Source organism: Flavobacterium ranwuense, assembly GCF_004349315.1.
In the GTDB taxonomy this organism is placed as follows: Bacteria; Bacteroidota; Bacteroidia; order Flavobacteriales; family Flavobacteriaceae; genus Flavobacterium; species Flavobacterium ranwuense.
The window spans coordinates 105,078-123,500 of the sequence record NZ_SMLH01000002.1 but is presented as its reverse complement, the minus strand read 5'-3'; the positions used below and the strand labels follow the sequence as shown (position 1 = coordinate 123,500).

Annotated in this window: 17 protein-coding genes; 9 read left to right on the top strand and 8 right to left on the bottom strand. The window is 33.6% G+C overall.

The window, feature by feature from the left end; translation table 11 throughout:
• The first annotated feature begins 206 nt into the window (after nt 1–206).
• The 5 genes from E0I61_RS05080 (at nt 207) to E0I61_RS05060 (ending at nt 5,772) form a co-directional block, all read left to right on the top strand.
• Complete coding sequence (locus E0I61_RS05080; RefSeq protein WP_131996463.1) at nt 207–1,601, top strand: tetratricopeptide repeat protein; 1,395 nt, start codon at nt 207–209, stop codon at nt 1,599–1,601.
• A gap of 2 nt (nt 1,602–1,603) precedes the next feature.
• Entirely contained in the window at nt 1,604–2,353 is a 750-nt protein-coding gene (locus E0I61_RS05075) for a shikimate dehydrogenase family protein (protein ID WP_132069848.1), read from the top strand.
• Nucleotides 2,354–2,676: 323 nt separating this feature from the next.
• The gene (locus E0I61_RS05070) at nt 2,677–4,701 is read left to right on the top strand and encodes a DUF349 domain-containing protein (protein ID WP_132069846.1); all 2,025 of its coding nucleotides are present in this window, start codon (nt 2,677–2,679) and stop codon (nt 4,699–4,701) included.
• Between the two features lie 144 nt (nt 4,702–4,845).
• Nucleotides 4,846–5,193, top strand: coding sequence for a hypothetical protein (locus tag E0I61_RS05065; protein ID WP_132069844.1), 348 nt, complete (start codon nt 4,846–4,848; stop codon nt 5,191–5,193).
• A 102-nt stretch (nt 5,194–5,295) separates the two neighbouring features.
• Complete coding sequence (locus tag E0I61_RS05060) at nt 5,296–5,772, top strand: hypothetical protein (protein ID WP_132069842.1); 477 nt, start codon at nt 5,296–5,298, stop codon at nt 5,770–5,772.
• A gap of 144 nt (nt 5,773–5,916) precedes the next feature.
• Here E0I61_RS05060 and E0I61_RS05055 read toward each other — a convergent pair whose 3' ends face one another.
• From E0I61_RS05055 to def, 4 genes are all read right to left on the bottom strand, one after another.
• On the bottom strand, nt 5,917–7,365 hold the full coding sequence (locus tag E0I61_RS05055) for an APC family permease (protein WP_132069840.1): 1,449 nt from the start codon (nt 7,363–7,365) through the stop codon (nt 5,917–5,919).
• 111 nt (nt 7,366–7,476) lie between these two features.
• Nucleotides 7,477–8,259, bottom strand: coding sequence for a nucleoside triphosphate pyrophosphohydrolase (gene mazG, locus E0I61_RS05050; protein WP_131996445.1), 783 nt, complete (start codon nt 8,257–8,259; stop codon nt 7,477–7,479).
• 81 nt (nt 8,260–8,340) lie between these two features.
• Complete coding sequence (locus tag E0I61_RS05045; RefSeq protein WP_131996442.1) at nt 8,341–8,820, bottom strand: DUF5606 family protein; 480 nt, start codon at nt 8,818–8,820, stop codon at nt 8,341–8,343.
• 89 nt (nt 8,821–8,909) lie between these two features.
• Entirely contained in the window at nt 8,910–9,497 is a 588-nt protein-coding gene (gene def / locus E0I61_RS05040) for a peptide deformylase (RefSeq protein WP_131996439.1), read from the bottom strand.
• A 196-nt stretch (nt 9,498–9,693) separates the two neighbouring features.
• Between def and E0I61_RS05035 the strand changes: the two genes are divergently transcribed.
• Nucleotides 9,694–11,907 (top strand): FUSC family protein, encoded by a 2,214-nt coding sequence (locus E0I61_RS05035; protein WP_132069838.1) that lies wholly within the window; start codon nt 9,694–9,696, stop codon nt 11,905–11,907.
• Nucleotides 11,908–11,971: 64 nt separating this feature from the next.
• Here E0I61_RS05035 and E0I61_RS05030 read toward each other — a convergent pair whose 3' ends face one another.
• The 3 genes from E0I61_RS05030 to E0I61_RS05020 all read right to left on the bottom strand — a co-directional run bounded on the left by E0I61_RS05030 (nt 11,972) and on the right by E0I61_RS05020 (nt 14,763).
• Nucleotides 11,972–13,468, bottom strand: coding sequence for a malate:quinone oxidoreductase (locus E0I61_RS05030; RefSeq protein WP_132069836.1), 1,497 nt, complete (start codon nt 13,466–13,468; stop codon nt 11,972–11,974).
• Nucleotides 13,469–13,588: 120 nt separating this feature from the next.
• Nucleotides 13,589–14,005: a Holliday junction resolvase RuvX gene (gene ruvX, locus E0I61_RS05025; RefSeq protein ID WP_131996430.1), complete on the bottom strand. Its 417-nt coding sequence runs from the start codon at nt 14,003–14,005 to the stop codon at nt 13,589–13,591.
• A gap of 23 nt (nt 14,006–14,028) precedes the next feature.
• A complete protein-coding gene (locus E0I61_RS05020) occupies nt 14,029–14,763 on the bottom strand; it encodes a class I SAM-dependent methyltransferase (protein ID WP_132069834.1) in 735 nt (244 codons plus the stop codon).
• A 145-nt stretch (nt 14,764–14,908) separates the two neighbouring features.
• Between E0I61_RS05020 and E0I61_RS05015 the strand changes: the two genes are divergently transcribed.
• From E0I61_RS05015 to E0I61_RS05005, 3 genes are read left to right on the top strand one after another with little or no spacing between them, the layout of a single operon-like run.
• Nucleotides 14,909–15,724, top strand: coding sequence for a 2,3,4,5-tetrahydropyridine-2,6-dicarboxylate N-succinyltransferase (locus tag E0I61_RS05015; protein ID WP_131996418.1), 816 nt, complete (start codon nt 14,909–14,911; stop codon nt 15,722–15,724).
• Nucleotides 15,725–15,784: 60 nt separating this feature from the next.
• A complete protein-coding gene (locus tag E0I61_RS05010; protein ID WP_132069832.1) occupies nt 15,785–16,864 on the top strand; it encodes a glycosyltransferase family 9 protein in 1,080 nt (359 codons plus the stop codon).
• Nucleotides 16,848–17,639, top strand: a complete 792-nt coding sequence (locus E0I61_RS05005; RefSeq protein ID WP_131996412.1) for a glycosyltransferase family 2 protein — start codon at nt 16,848–16,850, stop codon at nt 17,637–17,639. Before E0I61_RS05010 ends, E0I61_RS05005 begins: the two co-directional genes overlap by 17 nt.
• Here E0I61_RS05005 and E0I61_RS05000 read toward each other — a convergent pair.
• A complete protein-coding gene (locus E0I61_RS05000; RefSeq protein ID WP_132069830.1) occupies nt 17,636–18,403 on the bottom strand; it encodes a lipopolysaccharide kinase InaA family protein in 768 nt (255 codons plus the stop codon). The genes E0I61_RS05005 and E0I61_RS05000 overlap by 4 nt on opposite strands.
• Between the last annotated feature and the right edge of the window lie 20 nt (nt 18,404–18,423).

The following is an 18,423-nucleotide window of genomic DNA, read 5'->3' as shown; positions in this document are numbered from 1 at the left end:
TTGGGAGCTATTTCCTGCTATCCGTTATAATCTTTTACTTTTTTAAAGAAAAAAATAAAAGGATTTCCACTCTTATCAGGGCTATGGCTTCAGTATTAAACCAAAGCTTTTTTTGTTAATTAAATTGTTCACAACAATTCTAACTTTCCCTCACATTATAAGCACGATTACCTAAATTTATTTAGGCCAAATTAAAAACACACAGTATGCAATTAAGCAACGAAGAAGAAGACTATAACTTATCCCTGTCTAAATTTGAGTCCATGTTGAAAACCAACAAAGTACTCTTTTTTGACTCCGAAGAATTTGAAGAAATTATTCTTCATTATCTCGATATGGGTAAGGCCGCTTTGGCAAAAAAAGCACTAAAACTGGCATTGGAACAACATCCAAAATCTACCGGACTAAAATTAGTTCAAGTGGAAATGTTAGTCTATGATGACAAACTCGAATTGGCTGAAAAGCTATTGAATGAGTTGTACGCCATTGAACCAACCAATGAAGAAATTTACATTCAAAAAGCCAATATCTGCTCTAAAAGAGACCAACACGAAAAGGCAGTTGAATTACTAAGAATAGCTTTAAAATACACCGATGATTATGCCGATGTCTATAATTTGATAGGCATGGAATATCTTTTTATGGACAATCTTGAAATGGCAAAAGAAAGCTTTATCAAGTGTTTAGAAGAAGATCTGGAAGACCAATCAGCATTGTATAACGTAGTGTATTGTTTTGAATTTTTAGATCAAAACCAAGAAGCTATTACCTATTTAAACAAATACATTGACAAAAACCCATACAGTGAAATCGCCTGGCATCAACTGGGACGTTTGCATTATGGCGTTAAAGAATATGAAAATGCGATTCGCGCCTTTGATTATGCCACTTTAATCGATGATGAATTCCTTGGTGCTTTCATGGAAAAAGCAAAAGCGTACGAACGATTAAAAAAATACGATGAAGCTATAGAAAGCTACAGCAGAACCATTGAATTAGATGATGCGACTTCGTATGCTTTACTCCGAATGGGGAAATGCTATGAAAGATTAGGAAACAAAGCTTTAGCATTAAAATATTTCAATCAAACCGTGCATGAAGATCCACTTTTAGATAAAGGCTGGATTGCCATCACTGACTTTTACGTACGTCAAAAAAATTACCAAAAAGCGTTATTTTATGTCAACAAAGCATTAGCTATTGACAACCAAAATCGTTTGTATTGGAAACGCTTTGCGACTATTAATAAACAAATGAACTTCTTTGAAGAAGCTGAATTTGGATACAGAAAAGCAGTAGAATTTGGTGATTACGGATTAGACACTTGGTTATTCTGGGTAGATATTCTTCAGTTTTTAGGGGAATTCGAAAGTGCTATTCAAACGTTATTACAAGCTTCTGAGTATTTCCCGGAAGAGAATGAAATCGAATACCGTTTGGCAGGATTGTATTTTATGCTAACGGATAATACAAAAGCAAAATTCCATTTGAGCAATGCCTTACGATTGAATTTTGACAATTATATCCTTTTAGAAGATTTATTCCCGGTAGTTTGGGCAAAAAAAATGGTACAGAATTATATTGCAAAACATAAAAAATAATAATGGTTGACATAGTTAGAAAACGCTTTGGATTATTAGGACGTAACATTAATTATTCTTTTTCTAAAGGATATTTTACCGATAAATTTAATAGCGAAAATTTTGCAGGTTGTACCTATGAAAATTTTGATATTCCCGAGATAACTGCCTTTCCAGAGGTAATTAAAAACACTTCGGATTTAAAAGGATTGAATGTTACCATTCCGTATAAGGAAACAGTAATTCCGTTTTTGGATAAATTATCTAAAAAAGCGGAATTAATTGGCGCTGTAAATACCATAAAAATCACCAAAAAAGGAAAGTTGAAAGGCTATAATACGGATTATTATGGTTTCAAAAAATCACTAGAACCGTTATTGCAACCGCACCATAAAAAAGCCCTGATTTTAGGCACAGGCGGCGCTTCTAAAGGAGTGGCGTATGCATTGGACGAACTGGATATTCCGTACACTTTTGTTTCCAGAGAAGCCAAAGAAAATGCAATCGACTATAACCGAATCAACGCAACTACATTCGATAATTACCAAATCATAATTAACTCGACTCCCGTAGGAACAAGTCCTAATGTGGAGGCATTTCCGTTACTTCCGTATGAGTTTTTTACGGAGAAGCACATTGCGTTTGACTTGATTTACAATCCCGCCGAAACGCAATTCCTTAAAAAAGCCAAACAACAAGGAGCACAAATCAAAAATGGTTTGGATATGCTCATTTTTCAAGCGGAAAAAGCTTGGAAGATTTGGAATAAATAATCTAAATACAGCGTTTACTTCTTACACGTATTTGGGTACATAAAAAAACACTCTTTTCAAGTGGTTTTTTGTTTGAAAGAAAACAAACTCGAAAAAAAAATCACACTTGAAACCTCAAAACTCTAGCCCTGATGGTAGCGGCATCCTTTTTTGTCTCGTTTTTCAGAGACAAAAAAGATACAGCGAACAGCAGGAAATTGCTACAAAAAAAACTATTTCCTAACCTAAAACGACTATAAATAAAGGATTTATTTTGAAATTTCATGCTCCTTTACTATCTTTCGTGTTCGTTAAAAAAAATAGGAACCTTACACATTGAAAAAATGTTAGAAGAAAAGAATGATAACCTGCTAGAGGCAGATGGAAATTTAGACCACAATTCTGTTGAATCTGCTGCATTAGAACCAGAAGTTTTGGAAACGGAAACTGTAGTGGAAACTAGTGACAGCGTTACTACTATTCCTGCAGAAGACAATGTAGCAACTTTAAATGGTGAAGAATTATTAGGTGCTGAACCTATTACAGAGACAGAAAACCAGACTGTACTAGATGCTATTACCGAAACAAATGCTGCCGAAAGTGAGGATGAAACGTTGAAGGAACGTCATGAAATTCCAATGCAGGATTATGATACCTTATCACTTGAAGCACTGGTAGACGAACTGAAAAGTTTAGTTTCCAATGAAAAAGCAATGTCATTTAAGGAGCATATTGAAGAAATCAAAAAAGCATTTTTGGCTAAATACAACCACCTTATTGAGGAGAAAAAAGAGGAGTTTCTAGCAGAAAATCAAGACCCTAACGAAGATTTTCAATATCATTCTCCACTAAAAACAAATTTTGATAAATATTATTCTCTTTTTAGAGATACTAAAAATACCCATTTCAAGAGTTTACAAACGAATCTAAAAACGAATTTAGAAAACCGTTTGGCTATTGTTGAGGAATTGAAAGAGTTGATTAACCCACAGGAAAACATCAAAGACACTTTAAAACATTTTAATGATTTAAGAGAACGATGGAAAACTGCCGGACCAATTCCAAAAGATAAATACAACCACGTTTGGAACAATTTCCATTTTCATGTGGAAAATTTCTATGATTATCTGCATTTAGACCGAGAAGCCAGAGATTTAGATTTTAAACATAATTTAGAGCAAAAACAAAAAATTGTAGCGCGTGTTGAAGAATTGGTGAAGGAAGCTGATATTAACAAAGCGTTCAGAGAACTACAGGATTTACACAGGATTTGGAAAGAAGACATTGGGCCTGTTTCCAGAGAGCATCGTGATGCGATTTGGAACAAGTTTAGCGATTTGACCAAACAAATGCATGATAAACGTGAAGTTCTGTTCGAGAATCAAAAAGGAACGGAACTTGAGAATTTAGAAAAGAAAAAAGAAATCATTGCCAAAATTGAAGTTTTAGCTACTGAAAAAGTAAATGCTCATACACAATGGCTTGCTCAAATAGAGAAAGTAGAAGCGTTGCGTACCGCTTTCTTCTCTGCTGGAAAAGTTCCATCGGATGTGAATGAGGAAACTTGGGCTAGTTTTAAAACTGCTGTCAGAAATTTTAATTCTTTCAAAAATTCATTTTACAAAGACATTAAAAAAGATCAAAACGACAATTTAAGCAAGAAAACAGCTCTTGTTGCCAAAGCCAAAGAGTTACAAGAAAGCCTTGATTTTGCTGTTACCACACCTATCATGAAACAAATTCAAGATGAGTGGAAACAGATAGGGCATGTACCAAGAAAATATTCGGATAAAATCTGGAAAGAGTTTAAAGATGCCTGTAATCATTATTTTGACAAGTTAAAAGAGCAAAAGAATGAGGAAAACGGCGAAGAAGTAGAGGCATTTGATAATAAAAAATCCTACTTGGAAACGTTGAGAGAATTTCAATTGACCGGAGACCACAAAACAGATTTGGATGCTATCAAATTGCATATCGAAACCTGGAAAAACTTTGGAAAAGTACCTTTCCCAAGAAGACATATTGAAGGAAAATTTAATAAAATCTTAGATGCACTTTTTGAAAAATTGAGTTTGAGCAAAAAAGATACTGATATGATGCGTTTCGCTAATAGAATGGATCATCTGTCTGAAAGCAATGATACTCGAAAGCTGGATAACGAAAAGATTTTCTTAATGCGTAAAATTGATGAAGTTCAAAATGAAATTTTCCAATTGGAAAACAACATTCAATTCTTTACCAATACCAGAAATGCAAAAAAAGAAAATTCTATTGTGTTAGAAGTACGTAAAAATATCGCTATCCACAAAGAAAGCCTTGATGTTTGGAAAGAAAAATTAAAACAATTGAGAAATTTAAACCAACAATAAATTTCAGTCCAAGTTAAAAAACAGAACCTCGATCTTAAATAGTTCGAGGTTTTTTTATGGAGAAAACCTATCTGAACCTAAACTTTAACTTTCATTTATTAGAAAAAATTATATAATCCGAGCGACAAATTTTAAATTTGCAAAATGAATTTGTTTCGAAAAACAGTTGTTTTTATTGGGCTTTTAATAGCGGTTTTATTTGCTTTTTGTGCAAATGAAGATTCTATTCATACCATTCGATTAGAAAAATCCAGCTCTTCGGTTTCTGTTGACAGCATTCATTCTTCAGATTTCATACAACCACAGGTAAGTAACACATTTACTTCCTATCATAAAACTCCAGATTATACGATTGCAAAATATCTAGAGAATTTTCTGATCATAATTCCTGATTTTAAACTTTCTACATTCTTTATTCGTTTCGCGAAACAAGACATCAATCGTTGTGAGATGGTTTCGCTCCTACTCTTTCCTTTCCATTTTTTTTGGTGATTTGAAGCACTGATTCCGTAACTTATCTTCCTTTTTGAATTGATTCCTTTTGGTTTTCAGTTCAACTTATCATGCTTTACAAATAACTAAAAAATAAAAAAAATGGATACATCCGTAACTATAATTGGAATTATAATGACCGCATTAATGGGAATACCTCTTTTCTATGTGATTCGATCAAATTCGATTAACAAAACAAAAATCAAAGCCATAAAAACCAAGTTCAACCAAAACAATCGCTTTAATTTTGAATTAACCGAAACACAAAATAAAAAAGTCTTGGCATTAGACGAAAAAAACAAAGGATTTCTTTTGATAGATTTTAATGCAACGGAAGAAGTTGTTTCTTTTGTAGACTTAAATACGATTCAATCTTGTAAACTGGTTCCAACAACAGAGAATAATAGTGATACCATTCTAAAAATTGAATTTGAATTTCAACACATAGAAGGTAAGAAAGTTGAATTGATTTCATTTTACAAAATTGAAAATGATCAAATTAATCAAGTTTGTTTGTATGAAGACCATCAACTAGCCAAAAAATGGGCAAGAATGATTCAGGATTGCATCACAGTTTAACTAACTGGTATGTTCCGTAAAGAGGCTTTCGAAAGCCTCTTTTTTTGTGAAAGTTTTTTCAACATGAAATTATTAATGCAGTTACTTTACTTTTGATTGACGTTAAAAAAATAATTTATAGAAAGTAATTCATCAGGATTTACATTATTCTTTCTTATTCATAACAAAATAATACACTGGAATTCCCAACGCAACAATACCCAATCCCAATCCTGTATTGAACGTATCATAAATCAGTAAAGTGAGGCATATTGCCACTGTTACAATAATATAAAGTGCCGGTACAATTGGATAGCCAACCGCTTTATAAGGCCTATCTGCATTTGGCTCTTTTTTTCTAAGGATAAAAACGCCCAAAATCGTCAATATATAAAACAACAATGACGCAAAAGTAGCATAGGTCAATAAATCCCCGAATTTTCCCGAAACACAAAGTACACAAGCCCAAATACATTGTACCCATAACGCTTTGGCCGGAACCTGGTTTTTATTGAGTTCAGTAGCTTGTTTAAAAAACAATCCATCTTTTGCCATTGCAAAAAACAATCTTCCTCCGGAAAGAATCAAACCGCTATTGCAACCAAAAGTGGAAACCATGATTAGGCCAGCCATAACAAAAACACTTACATTTCCCATAATCATACTTGCAGCGGCCGCTCCTACTCTATCATTACTGGCAAACATGATTCCGTTACCAGCAATATCAGTAGCGGTTGGAGTTCCCTGCATTGGCAACAAAGCCAAATAAGCAACATTCGCTAAAACATAAATAACGGTAACAATTAAGGTTCCTAGAAACAAACTTCGTGGAATATTCTTTTTTGGTTCTTTAATTTCTCCTGCAATAAAAGTGACATTATTCCAGGCATCACTTGAAAACAACGAGTTAATTATTGTTGCTCCTGCAGCGCCCAAAATAGCCATTCCAGCTAACTTTGTAACTGTAATTGTTCCGTCAGGATTAACAACCGTTTTACTGGCTTCCCACATATTTTCGAAATTATTGGACAAAATATCCGTTTGTAAACCAACATACAATCCTAAAACAATCAATGCAAAAAGCGCAATTAATTTAGCCGAAGTAAAGATCAGCTGAACAGTTTTTCCGCTTTCAACCCCTTTAGTGTTAATGTACGTGAGCAGTATTATACTAAAAATAGCCAAAACTTTTTGGTACGAAAAAACAAATGCAGTACCAACTGTAAAAAGTGTATGATCCAGAACAGGGAAAAAGATAGCGGCATAATTAGCAAAAGTAACTGCAATCGCAGCAATAACTCCTGTTTGGATTACTGTAAAAACGGTCCAACCATACAGGAAAGAAACTAATCTTCCGTACGCGCGTTGTATATAAACGAATTGTCCTCCCGCATTGGGCATCATCCCTGCTAATTCACCATAACTCAATGCAGCAGCAACCGTGATTAATCCCGTTACCAACCAAATTACCAGTAACCAAGCAGCAGATCCAATATCCCTGGCCATGGCTGAAGTAACAATGAAAATTCCGGATCCTATCATGGAACCGGCAACTAAACTCGTGGCGTCAATTAATCCTAAAGAACGTTTTAACTCGGTTTTATTTTCTGACATTGGATATTTTAATTATTTAATACTAAACATTGAAAAACTGAACACTTAACACTATAGTTTTTTCGCTTCTTCCCAAAATTGGGTTATTTGGAAATCATAGATTTCCAATTCCTATTTGTTAGGAAGACGCTTCGCTTCTTCCCAAAAAACATCCATTTCGGATAAAGTCATATCCATTAAGGGTTTTCCTAACTCTCCAGCTTTACTTTCCAAATATTGAAAGCGTTTAATGAATTTTTTATTGGTGCGTTCCAAAGCATCTTCGGGATTTACATTCAGAAATCGGGCATAATTGATCATCGAAAATAAAACATCGCCAAATTCGGCTTCGATTTTATCCTGATCACCTGCTTCAACCTCAACTTGTAATTCTTCCAATTCTTCTTGAACTTTATCCCAAACCTGATGCGACTCTTCCCAATCAAATCCCACTCCTTTTACTTTATCCTGAATTCGGCTTGCTTTTACTAATGCGGGTAAACTTTTTGGAACGCCTTCCAGAACAGACTTTTTACCTTCTTTCAGTTTCAGTTTTTCCCAGTTTTGTTTTACTTCTTCCTCGTCTTTTACCACCACATCGCTATAAATATGCGGATGACGATGAATTAACTTTTCACAAATTTCATTACAGACGTCAGCCATATCAAAATCGTTCGTCTCGCTTCCTATTTTGGCATAGAAAACAATATGCAATAACAAATCCCCTAATTCTTTTTTGACTTCATTTAAATCGTTATCTAAAATAGCATCGCCTAATTCGTAGGTTTCTTCAATGGTAAGATGACGCAACGTTTGCATGGTTTGCTTTTTGTCCCAAGGACATTTTTCTCGCAAATCATCCATAACGTCTAATAATCTTTCGAAAGCTTGCAGTTGGTGTTGTCTTGAATTCATTAGAAATGGTTTTTGGTAAAAATAAAAAAATCCTGTCCAGAAAAATAGCTGAACAGGATTAAATATTATTTTAAAGTAGAATTACTCTTTTTTAGCTTTTGCTTTTTTTGCAGGAGCTTTAACTTCGGCTGCAGGAGTTTCTTCAATAACAGCAGCAACTTCTTCAGTAGCCGGAGCCTCATCAGTAACTAACCCTTTTGCCTGTAGCATATTATACCAGTTTAAAACTTTTTTGATATCAGAAGGATACACTCTTTCTTCATCATAATCAGGCAAAACTTCTTTGAAATAAGCCGTCAATGTAGCATTGTCTTCTTTATGTGAAATTGCTGGACCTTTGTTTTCTTTATCAGCAATTTTTTGCATGATTTCAGCTAATGGTTTTTCGCCTTCATAGGTATAAATTGAAATTTCCGACAATAAACTCACATTGCTTTTTAAGTTTACTGTGATTTTTTTTCCGTCTAATAATGATTCTGCAACAAACCCAGTACGTGTTTGTACTCTTAATACATATAAACCTGGTTTCCCAGAAATGGCTAATATTTTTTCTAAATTCATGTTTTGTGTAATTATTATTAAGAATTTGACTTATTTATTTTTTTATTTAGAACCAAAAATCATACTAAGATAAAGCTGTGAAGACTGTTCTATCTTCCTTTTTTACCAAAAAATTTCATTCGATACTCTTGGAATGTTTTTCCTTCCAAAATGTTTTTTAGCTTCTTTTGAATTAATCGTTTTTTTAATGACGAAATTTTATCCGTGAATAAAATTCCTTCTATGTGATCGTATTCATGTTGGATTACTCTGGCAATCAATCCGTCGAAAACTTCGGTTTTCATCACAAAATCCTCTTCGCAATATTCAATTGTTATAGTTGGATTTCGATATACATCTTCTCTAACATCCGGAATACTCAAGCAACCTTCATTAAAACTCCACTCTTCTCCTTCTTCTTTTATCATTTTTGCATTGATAAAAGTTCTTTTGAATCCTTTTAATTCTTTTTGTTCAGCGTCTTCTAATTCTTCATCATCGCTAAAAGGAGTTGTATCGATTACGAATAAACGAAGTGCCAATCCTACTTGAGGTGCGGCAAGTCCAACACCATAGGCATTATACATCGTTTCGTACATGTTAGCAATCGTTTCTTTCAAATTAGGTTGCTCTGGTGAAAGAACCTCGCCTACTTTTCTTAAAACTGGATCACCGTATCCTATAATTGGTAAAATCATTATTGTTATATTAAGTATTATCTACTATAAATCGGAATAAGTTTCCCTTTAATTCAGTCTGCAAAAATAGTAAAAAAATAGACAATGAATAATCCTGTATTGATAATTAGTGTTTTTTTACCATTTAGACAAAAACAAGGCAAATTATTCTTTGAATGAGTCACTCAATTCTTACCTTTGCTTGTAATCCAATTGTATGATTTACAAAATCCGAAAATTTACCGACAGTACTTATTTCACCAATGCATTAAAAGTAACAGTCGCAGCAGTTATTCCAGTTGTATTGCTTTCTTTTTTAGGCAAATTCGAAATAGGTTTTACTATAGCTTTAGGTGCTTTTTTTACCTATCCAAGCGATATTCCAAGTAATCTAAAACATAAAATAAACGGTATTCTGGTAACGGCTTTACTTGTTGCAGGTGTTAATTTGTTAGTGAATATTGTTTATCCCTATTCGATAATTTTCCACCCTTTTTTGGCGGTATTAATTTTTCTGATGGCGATGATTTCTGTCTATGGACAACGAGCAACAATGGTCTCTTTCTCTGCTCTAATTTCCGTTTCATTAGCATTTGCAAGTATCAATACTGGTTGGGCAATGGTGCAACATTCTCTTTTAATATTATCCGGAGGATTATTTTACCTAATGATTTCCCTTGTTTTTCACTATATAAGACCTCATCGCTATGTCGAATTACAAATTGCAGAATGTATTAAACTTACGGCTAAATATTTAAAACTACGAGGTGATTTATGGACGATTAATGCTGATAAAAAAGCAATTATTGAAAAACAATTACACCTTCAGGTAGAACTGAACACCATTCGTCAAAATATAAGAGAAGTATTGATTAGCAGTCATACAACTTCTGGATCTTCCAATCAAAACCGAAAAATGTTAATCGTTTTTATTTCATTGATGGAAATTCTGGAGCTTGCATTAGCTACTTCATTCGACCATGATAAATTGCATCAAAAATTTGACGACCATCCAAAGGTTTTGTTGACGTATCAAAAATTAGCATACAATCTTGCCGCAAGTTTAAAAAAATTGTCCAAAAGCGTACAAAACCGAACTAAATATATTTCTAAACATACTCTACGAAGTGATTTAAATGCTTTACAACTTGCCATTACCGATTATGAAAATGATTTAGGAAAAATTCACGCTTCCGAAGGTGTTTTTATGCTAACCACCATGCTCCAGTATGCTGAAAAACAAGTGGAGAAAATAAAAATTGTAGAGCGCGCTTTTACATTAGCCTTCAATTCACAAGATTTTAAAGAAAAGGACAAAGACTTAGAAAAATTCCTGACGCCTCAATATTATCCTTTGAGCACTTTGATTGAAAATTTCAGTTTCTCTTCCACAATTTTCAGACATTCGCTACGATTAACCATAACATTGTTGATTGGTTTTATCATCGGAAACATACTGCCTTTTCACAATGTCTATTGGATTTTGTTGACTATTATAGTTATTATGCGACCTGGATATGGTTTGACGAAACAGCGTTCTTTTCATCGAATTTTTGGTACTATTATAGGAGGGTTAATCGCTTTTGGGATTCTTTCATTAGTACATGACAACATCACAATCAGTATACTTTCTATTTTAAGCATGCTTTTAGGATTTTCATTTACCCAAATAAATTATAAAGTCAGCGCCACATTCGTAACTATGTATGTTGTTTTTATTTACGGGATATTAACTCCTAATATTGGCGATGTAGTTCAATATAGAATACTTGACACCATTGTAGGTTGCACTTTGGCTTTCCTTGCCAATCATTTTTTATGGCCTTCCTGGGAGTTTTTAAATATTCCTTCACACATAGAAAAATCAATTGTTGCAAATCAAAATTACTTAAAAGAAATTTCCGTTTTTTATAATAAAAAAGGGACTATTTCTACTTCGTATCGGTTAGCCCGAAAAAATGCTTTTATCGAAATAGGTAATTTAATGGCTTCTTTCCAAAGAATGGTCCAAGAACCAAAATCGAAACAAAAGCAATTACCACAAGTATATAAATTAGCGGTACTTAATCATTCATTGCTATCGTCATCAGCTTCATTAGGAACGTACATCCAATCGCACAAAACTACGTCTGCTTCTGAAGCGTTTAATGTTGTAGTCGATACTGTCATTAGAAACCTGGATAATGCGATTGCACTTTTGAAAGAAAATGATTTATATCTAAAAGAAAATCTACCAAAAGAAGATTTGGCTATGCGATTTACGGAATTAAAAAATATTCGAGCCAAAGAATTAAAAGAAGGAATTCCTATTGATGAAGAGGCCTTTCAATTGAAAATGCAAGAAGCGCAATTGGTTATAGAGCAATTAATCTGGCTGACTAATCTCTCTGAAAATATTTTAAAAACTACAAAAGAATTAATGGAGTCTTAAAGAAAAAAGCGCTGGAATTAGAAAATATCTAAATCCAGCGCTTTTTATTTTATTTCTAACTTTTCTAATTATTCAGTTTTAAAACAGAGGCAGTATCTTTCCTGATTTGATCCAATAAAGCCGGATTATCATTCAAAGTCTGACCATAAGAAGGAATCATCACTTTTAATTTTTCCTGCCATTCCGGAGTTTCAATTTCATCTTTAAAACATCTTCCTATTAAATCTACCATAATAGAAACTGCGGTTGAAGCACCAGGAGAAGCACCAAGCAAAACAGCTAAAGATCCATCAGCAGTTGTGATTACTTCAGTACCAAACTCTAGTATTCCGCCTTCTTTTTCATCTTTTTTTATCACTTGTACGCGTTGTCCTGCACGTTCTAATTTCCAATCTTTGGATCTTGCACCAGGAACATATTCTCTCAACGCATTAATTCTGTCTTTAGGAGACTGACGCACTTGCTCAATCAAATATTTTGTAAGGGGAATATTTTTAATACCGGCAGCAATCATAGGAATGATATTATCTGGTTTTATAGATAATGGCAAATCAGAATACGAGCCATTTTTTAAAAATCGAGTAGAAAAACCCGCAAAAGGTCCAAAAAGCAGTTGCCTTTCTCCATTTATCATTCGGGAGTCAATATGTGGAACTGACATTGGTGGTGCACCCACACTCGCTTTTCCATATACTTTTGCCTGATGTTTTGCAATCACTTCAGGATTGGTGCATTTAAGCCATTGCCCGCTTACAGGGAAACCGCCATAGCCTTTCCCTTCGGGAACGTTTGCTTTTTCTAGTAGCGGCAAGGAACCACCACCAGCACCAATAAAAACAAATTTAGTATATGTTTTCCTTTTTTGGCCTGTAGCCAAATCAATAACTTTTATTCTCCAAGATTTATCTTCACGTTGTCTCAATTTTTGGACTTCGTGATTGAAATACATCGTAACTCCATCTAATTTAGTTAAATAACTAAAAATGCTTCTGGTTAATTCTCCAAAATTCACATCGGTACCAATAGCCATTGAAGTTGCTGCTACTTTCACAGATTCGTTTCTGCCTTCCATAACAAGAGGCATCCATTCTTTTAATTTTGCAAAATCAGTACTGAAAACCATTTGCTTAAAAAGAGGATTCGAATTCAAAGCCTCAAATCTTGTTTTAAGGTATTCCACATTTTTTTCTCCCCAAACAAAACTCATGTGAGGGATACTTTTAATAAAATTTTCAGGTGATGAAACTTTATTTTGTTGCACTAAATAGGCCCAAAACTGTCTAGAAACCTCGAAAGATTCCGCAATACTGATTGCTTTTTTGGGGTTGATGCTTCCATCTTCACTTTCTGGAGTATAATTAAGCTCACAAAAAGCAGAATGTCCAGTTCCAGCATTATTCCATGCATCAGAACTTTCGGCAGCAGCCATATCTAATCTTTCGTAAATTTCAATTTTTATATCGGGTTGTAACTCTTTTAGGATTAAGCCAAGGGTGGCGCTCATTATTCCAGCTCCTATAAGAACTACTTCACTTTGCGAACGAACGGTTGTATCGGGCATAACAAAATTTTAAAGTGCAAAGATACTTTATATATGCAGAAAAAATGTAACAAATAATTGTTAAAAAGTAAGGAATTACAAATCTATTTTAGCCATTTGAGTGGCTTTGCAACTGGATTTTTAAAACATCTTTCGAGTTAAATAATCCTGAAGCATTATCGTTGCCGAAATTTCATCAATCAAAGCTTTATTTTGACGCTTTTTTTTGCTAAGACCGCTGTCAATCATCGTTTGAAAAGCCATTTTTGAAGTAAACCGTTCATCAACCCGAATGACTTTCATATCCGGAAAATGATTGGTGAAATGCGTTACAAAACCTTTAATGACAGAAGCACTTTCTGAGGGCTCTCCATTCATTTGTTTAGGTTCTCCTATAAGAACAGCTTCAACTTTCTCTTTGGAAAAATAGTCCTTCAAAAAAGCAATTGCAGTTGCCGATGGAATGGTTGTCAATCCCGAAGCTATGATTTGCATTTCATCAGTAACGGCTATTCCGGTACGTTTTTGTCCGTAATCTATGGAGAGAATTCTTGGCATTTTTTTATTTTTTTCAAAGGTAACTATTTTAATTTTCCAATTCTTAGCAACAACGGGAAAGTCACTTTCTTATCGCTTTTTTGCCAAGAAATTTTTAAATCATCACGAATCAGATCTAACGGATTACTATCGTTTTTCGAAATATAATGTTGTGTCGCTGACCATGTTTCCAAATATCCTATGAGCTCTTCAAAAGTCCATGTTAGCTTATTTTCGAAAGGATCCGTAACAATTTCATTAAATGGAAATGGAATCGTTTTGTAATTTTCATCCAGATACTTTCGCTCCGCATCCCAATACTGCCCAATTATATTGTGATAAAAATTTCGTAGTATTTTATCTGAATCCGAATTTGTGGAAAACAATCCATATCCTAATATCGCAAAGATTCCTTCCGGTTTTAAAATTCTGTAGATTTCTTTATAAAACAAATCAAAATCAAACCAATGAACTGCTTGGGCAACCATAATTAAATCAAACTCTTGATCCTTGAATAAGGTGTTTTCTGCAGCCGCTACTTTATAAATTATATTCACTTTTGGAATGGCATTGTCAAGTTGGTTCTGGCTAATATCAATTCCATAAACCGTTTCGAAAACTTGCGAAAGCTTGTGTGCCACTTGCCCATTTCCGGTTGCAATATCTAGTGTAACTCCCTTATTTTTGACAAATGAAACCAAATAATCAATCATTTCATCTGGATATTGTGGTCGGAATTTAGAATACTGAGCAGCTTGTTTGGAGAAATTATCTTTCATGTTCGAATGATTTTCATTTATTAGTCAAATTTACAACATTTGAAAAACATTAAATACGCTGCAAGTTAAATCTGTAACATTTTCAAATCAATTTGCGTTTCTGATTTTAGTTAAAAAACATATCTTTGTCAAAAATCTAACTAAAATGAATCCATTACAAACAATTATAGAACAAGCTTGGGAAAATCGTGCTTTGTTACAAGAAAAGACAACAACTGATGCTATCAGAGAAGTTATCGAATTACTAGATACCGGAAAATTACGTGTTGCCGAGCCAGTTGGTGACGGATGGCAGGTAAACGAATGGGTAAAGAAAGCGGTTGTGATGTATTTCCCTATTCAAAAAATGGAAACATTACATTCTGGTATTTTTGAATATCACGATAAAATGCTGCTAAAAAAAGACTTCGCCGAAAAAGGAATTCGTGTCGTTCCTAACGCAGTAGCACGTTACGGTGCTTATATTTCAAGCGGTGTCATTTTAATGCCAAGTTATGTAAACATTGGTGCTTATGTTGACGAAGGAACGATGGTAGACACCTGGGCAACCGTAGGAAGTTGTGCTCAAATTGGTAAAAACGTACACTTGAGCGGTGGTGTTGGTATCGGTGGTGTTCTGGAACCTTTGCAAGCTGCTCCAGTTATCATTGAAGATGGCGCTTTTATTGGTTCTCGTTGTATTGTTGTTGAAGGTGTTCATGTTGGGAAAGAAGCAGTTCTTGGTGCTAATGTTTGTTTGACTGCCTCTACAAAAATCATTGATGTAACCGGTGAAACTCCTATCGAAATGAAAGGTTATGTTCCTGCCCGTTCCGTGGTAATTCCGGGAAGTTATACTAAAACGTTTCCAGCAGGAGATTTTCAAGTACCTTGCGCTTTAATCATTGGAACACGCAAGCCTTCAACAGATTTAAAAACATCATTGAACAATGCTTTACGCGAATATGACGTAGCGGTTTAATCCCTCTTAAAATAAAAAATTATTGTATATTCCTCCCTTAAACGGGAGGTTTTTTATATTATGAAGATACTAGTAATACAACAAAAAATGATTGGTGATGTTTTGGCAAGCAGCATTATATGCAATAATCTTCGCACTGCCTATCCTGAAGCTCAAATTGATTATTTGGTGTATGCATCAACAACTCCTGTTTTAGAAGGCAATCCTAATATTGACAACATTATATTATTTGAGGAAAAACACCGCAAAAGCAAAAAAGAATTCTTGAATTTAGCACTTCAAATCCGAAATGCTAAATATGACATTCTCATAGACGCTTATTCCAAGCTGGAAAGCTGGCTTATTGTTTTTTTAAGTGGTGCCAAAAAGAAAATATCTTATGAGAAGAAAGGACGAAAATTTTTATATACCGATAACATCCCTTATCAGGCTGCTCCAAAAACTAATTTTGGTTTAGCTATAGAAAGGCGACTGTCATTATTAGATCCTTTAAAAATATCAATCCCAATTGATCCGTTACCAAAATTATTTGTGACCAATGAAGAAAATCAAAAAGCTATAGCACTTTTTGAAAAACACCAATTAAAAAAAGATAGAAAAACAGTAATGATTAGCCTTTTGGGAAGTGAAAAACTCAAAACATATCCACTGGAATATATGGCAAAAGTTATTGATACAATAGCCGAAAATAAAGATGTAAATATTCTTTTTAATTATTTTCCAAAGCAAATCAATGATGCAAAAACTGTTTTTGACGCTTGTAAATCTTCAACACAAGCAAAAATTTATTTTGATTTATTAGGCGGTGATTTGATATCATTTATCGCCATTATGAATCAATGCGATTTGATTGTTGGAAATGACGGTGGAGCAATAAACATGGCCAAAGCACTGAAAAAACCTTCTTTTATTATTTTCTCGCCTTGGATAGAAAAGAAAATTTGGGCAACTTTTGAAGATGGAATTCAAAACGAATCAATCCACTTGAATGACTTCAAACCTGAATTATTCATGTCAAAAACGGAGAAAGAACTCAAAAAAGAGGCGCTTACGCTGTATCAGGAATTTGATCCGAGTTTATTTAAAGATAAAGTTGATTCTTTCTTAAAACGAAATCTTTCAAATGGCAAAACAAAATAGCGAATCAACACAACTAAATAAATTGCCCCTAACTGCATTAATCATTACCTACAATGAGGAAAGTAACATGGCGTCTGTTCTGGAAAATATAGATTTTGCAGATGAAATTTTGGTTATTGATTCTTTTAGTACAGATCAAACAATAAAAATAGCATCGTCCTATAAAAACGTAAAAATTATCCAACATCCTTTCGAAAACTATGCTACGCAACGAAATTATGCAACAAACCTGGCCACAAATCCTTGGATTCTTTTTCTTGATGCCGATGAAAGACTTACACTGGAACTGAAGGCAGAAATTATAGAAACTATTCAGAAAAAAGAAAGTCATTCTGCTTATTATTTTTATAGGACTTTCATGTTCGAAAACAAAAAACTGCGGTTTAGCGGTTGGCAAACAGATAAGATTTTCAGATTATTTCAAAAAGAAAAAGTACATTATGCTTTACATAAAACAGTACATGAAAAATTAATAGTAACTGGGACAATTGGTAAATTTAAAAACAAACTAATTCACTATTCTTACAGCGATTATTCCAGTTATAAACAAAAAATGGTTCTTTACGGAAATTTAAAAGCAAAAGAAGAATATCTTAAAGGAACAAACCCAAACTTATTCCATTTCTATATTCGCCCCCTATTTAAATTTATTTATCAATATACAATTCGATTGGGTGTTCTAGATGGTAAAAAAGGGATTATAATATGTTATTTGAATGCTTTTAGCGTTTATGTACGCTTTAAAGAATTAAAAAAAATGAAATCTAAACATTAAGATTTCCAAAATTTCAATTTCTTTTTCAATCTTTGCTTTTTTCCGAATTTTTCTTGAAATTGATTCGTAGATTCCCACATTTTATCAAAAATCACATTGCTTGATTCAGTGTAATATTTTGCGTATTCATCACTCATTATGGCAATCATTTCCTTTTTTGGTGTAAGCCTGCTTAAGTTTTCCATTCGCTGATTAAAATCCATAGCCTTATGAAAATTCATTCTGTTTAAATCTACTAAGAAGAATTGGTACTGATTCTCAGAAACTTTTTTTATTAACGTATTTCCGGGGGAGTGGTCTAAAAATTCAATTCCTTTTTCATGTAAATCGAAAGAAAATTTAGTGAACTGTCTTAAAATAGCATCATGATCCGGATAACTAGGAATTTCCACTAATTCTCTGAAAGTCAACTCGGTTTCCAGATGCTCACTCGCATAATAACTATCCGTTAATCCAAGCCAATTATAATTTTCAAGAAAAGCAATGGGCTGTGGCGTCCCTATTCCTTTTTCTAGTAAAGCGCTGGCATATTCAAAAGAACGTCTCGCTTTTGACTTTCTAAAATATTTATAAGCCACTTTATTAATTAAATTAGGAATTTTGAAGGATTTGATGTTGATCGTTTTCCCTTCTAATTCAAAAAGTTTTATTTTATTTCTTTTGCCGTCACCAAAAAGAGTTCCTTTAGAGTTAAATTCCCTCATTAAGGAATGAACTTCTTTTGAATTATTTAAGGTTTTAGAAAATTTATATTTTTCGATCATTTCATTTTACTATAAGAAAA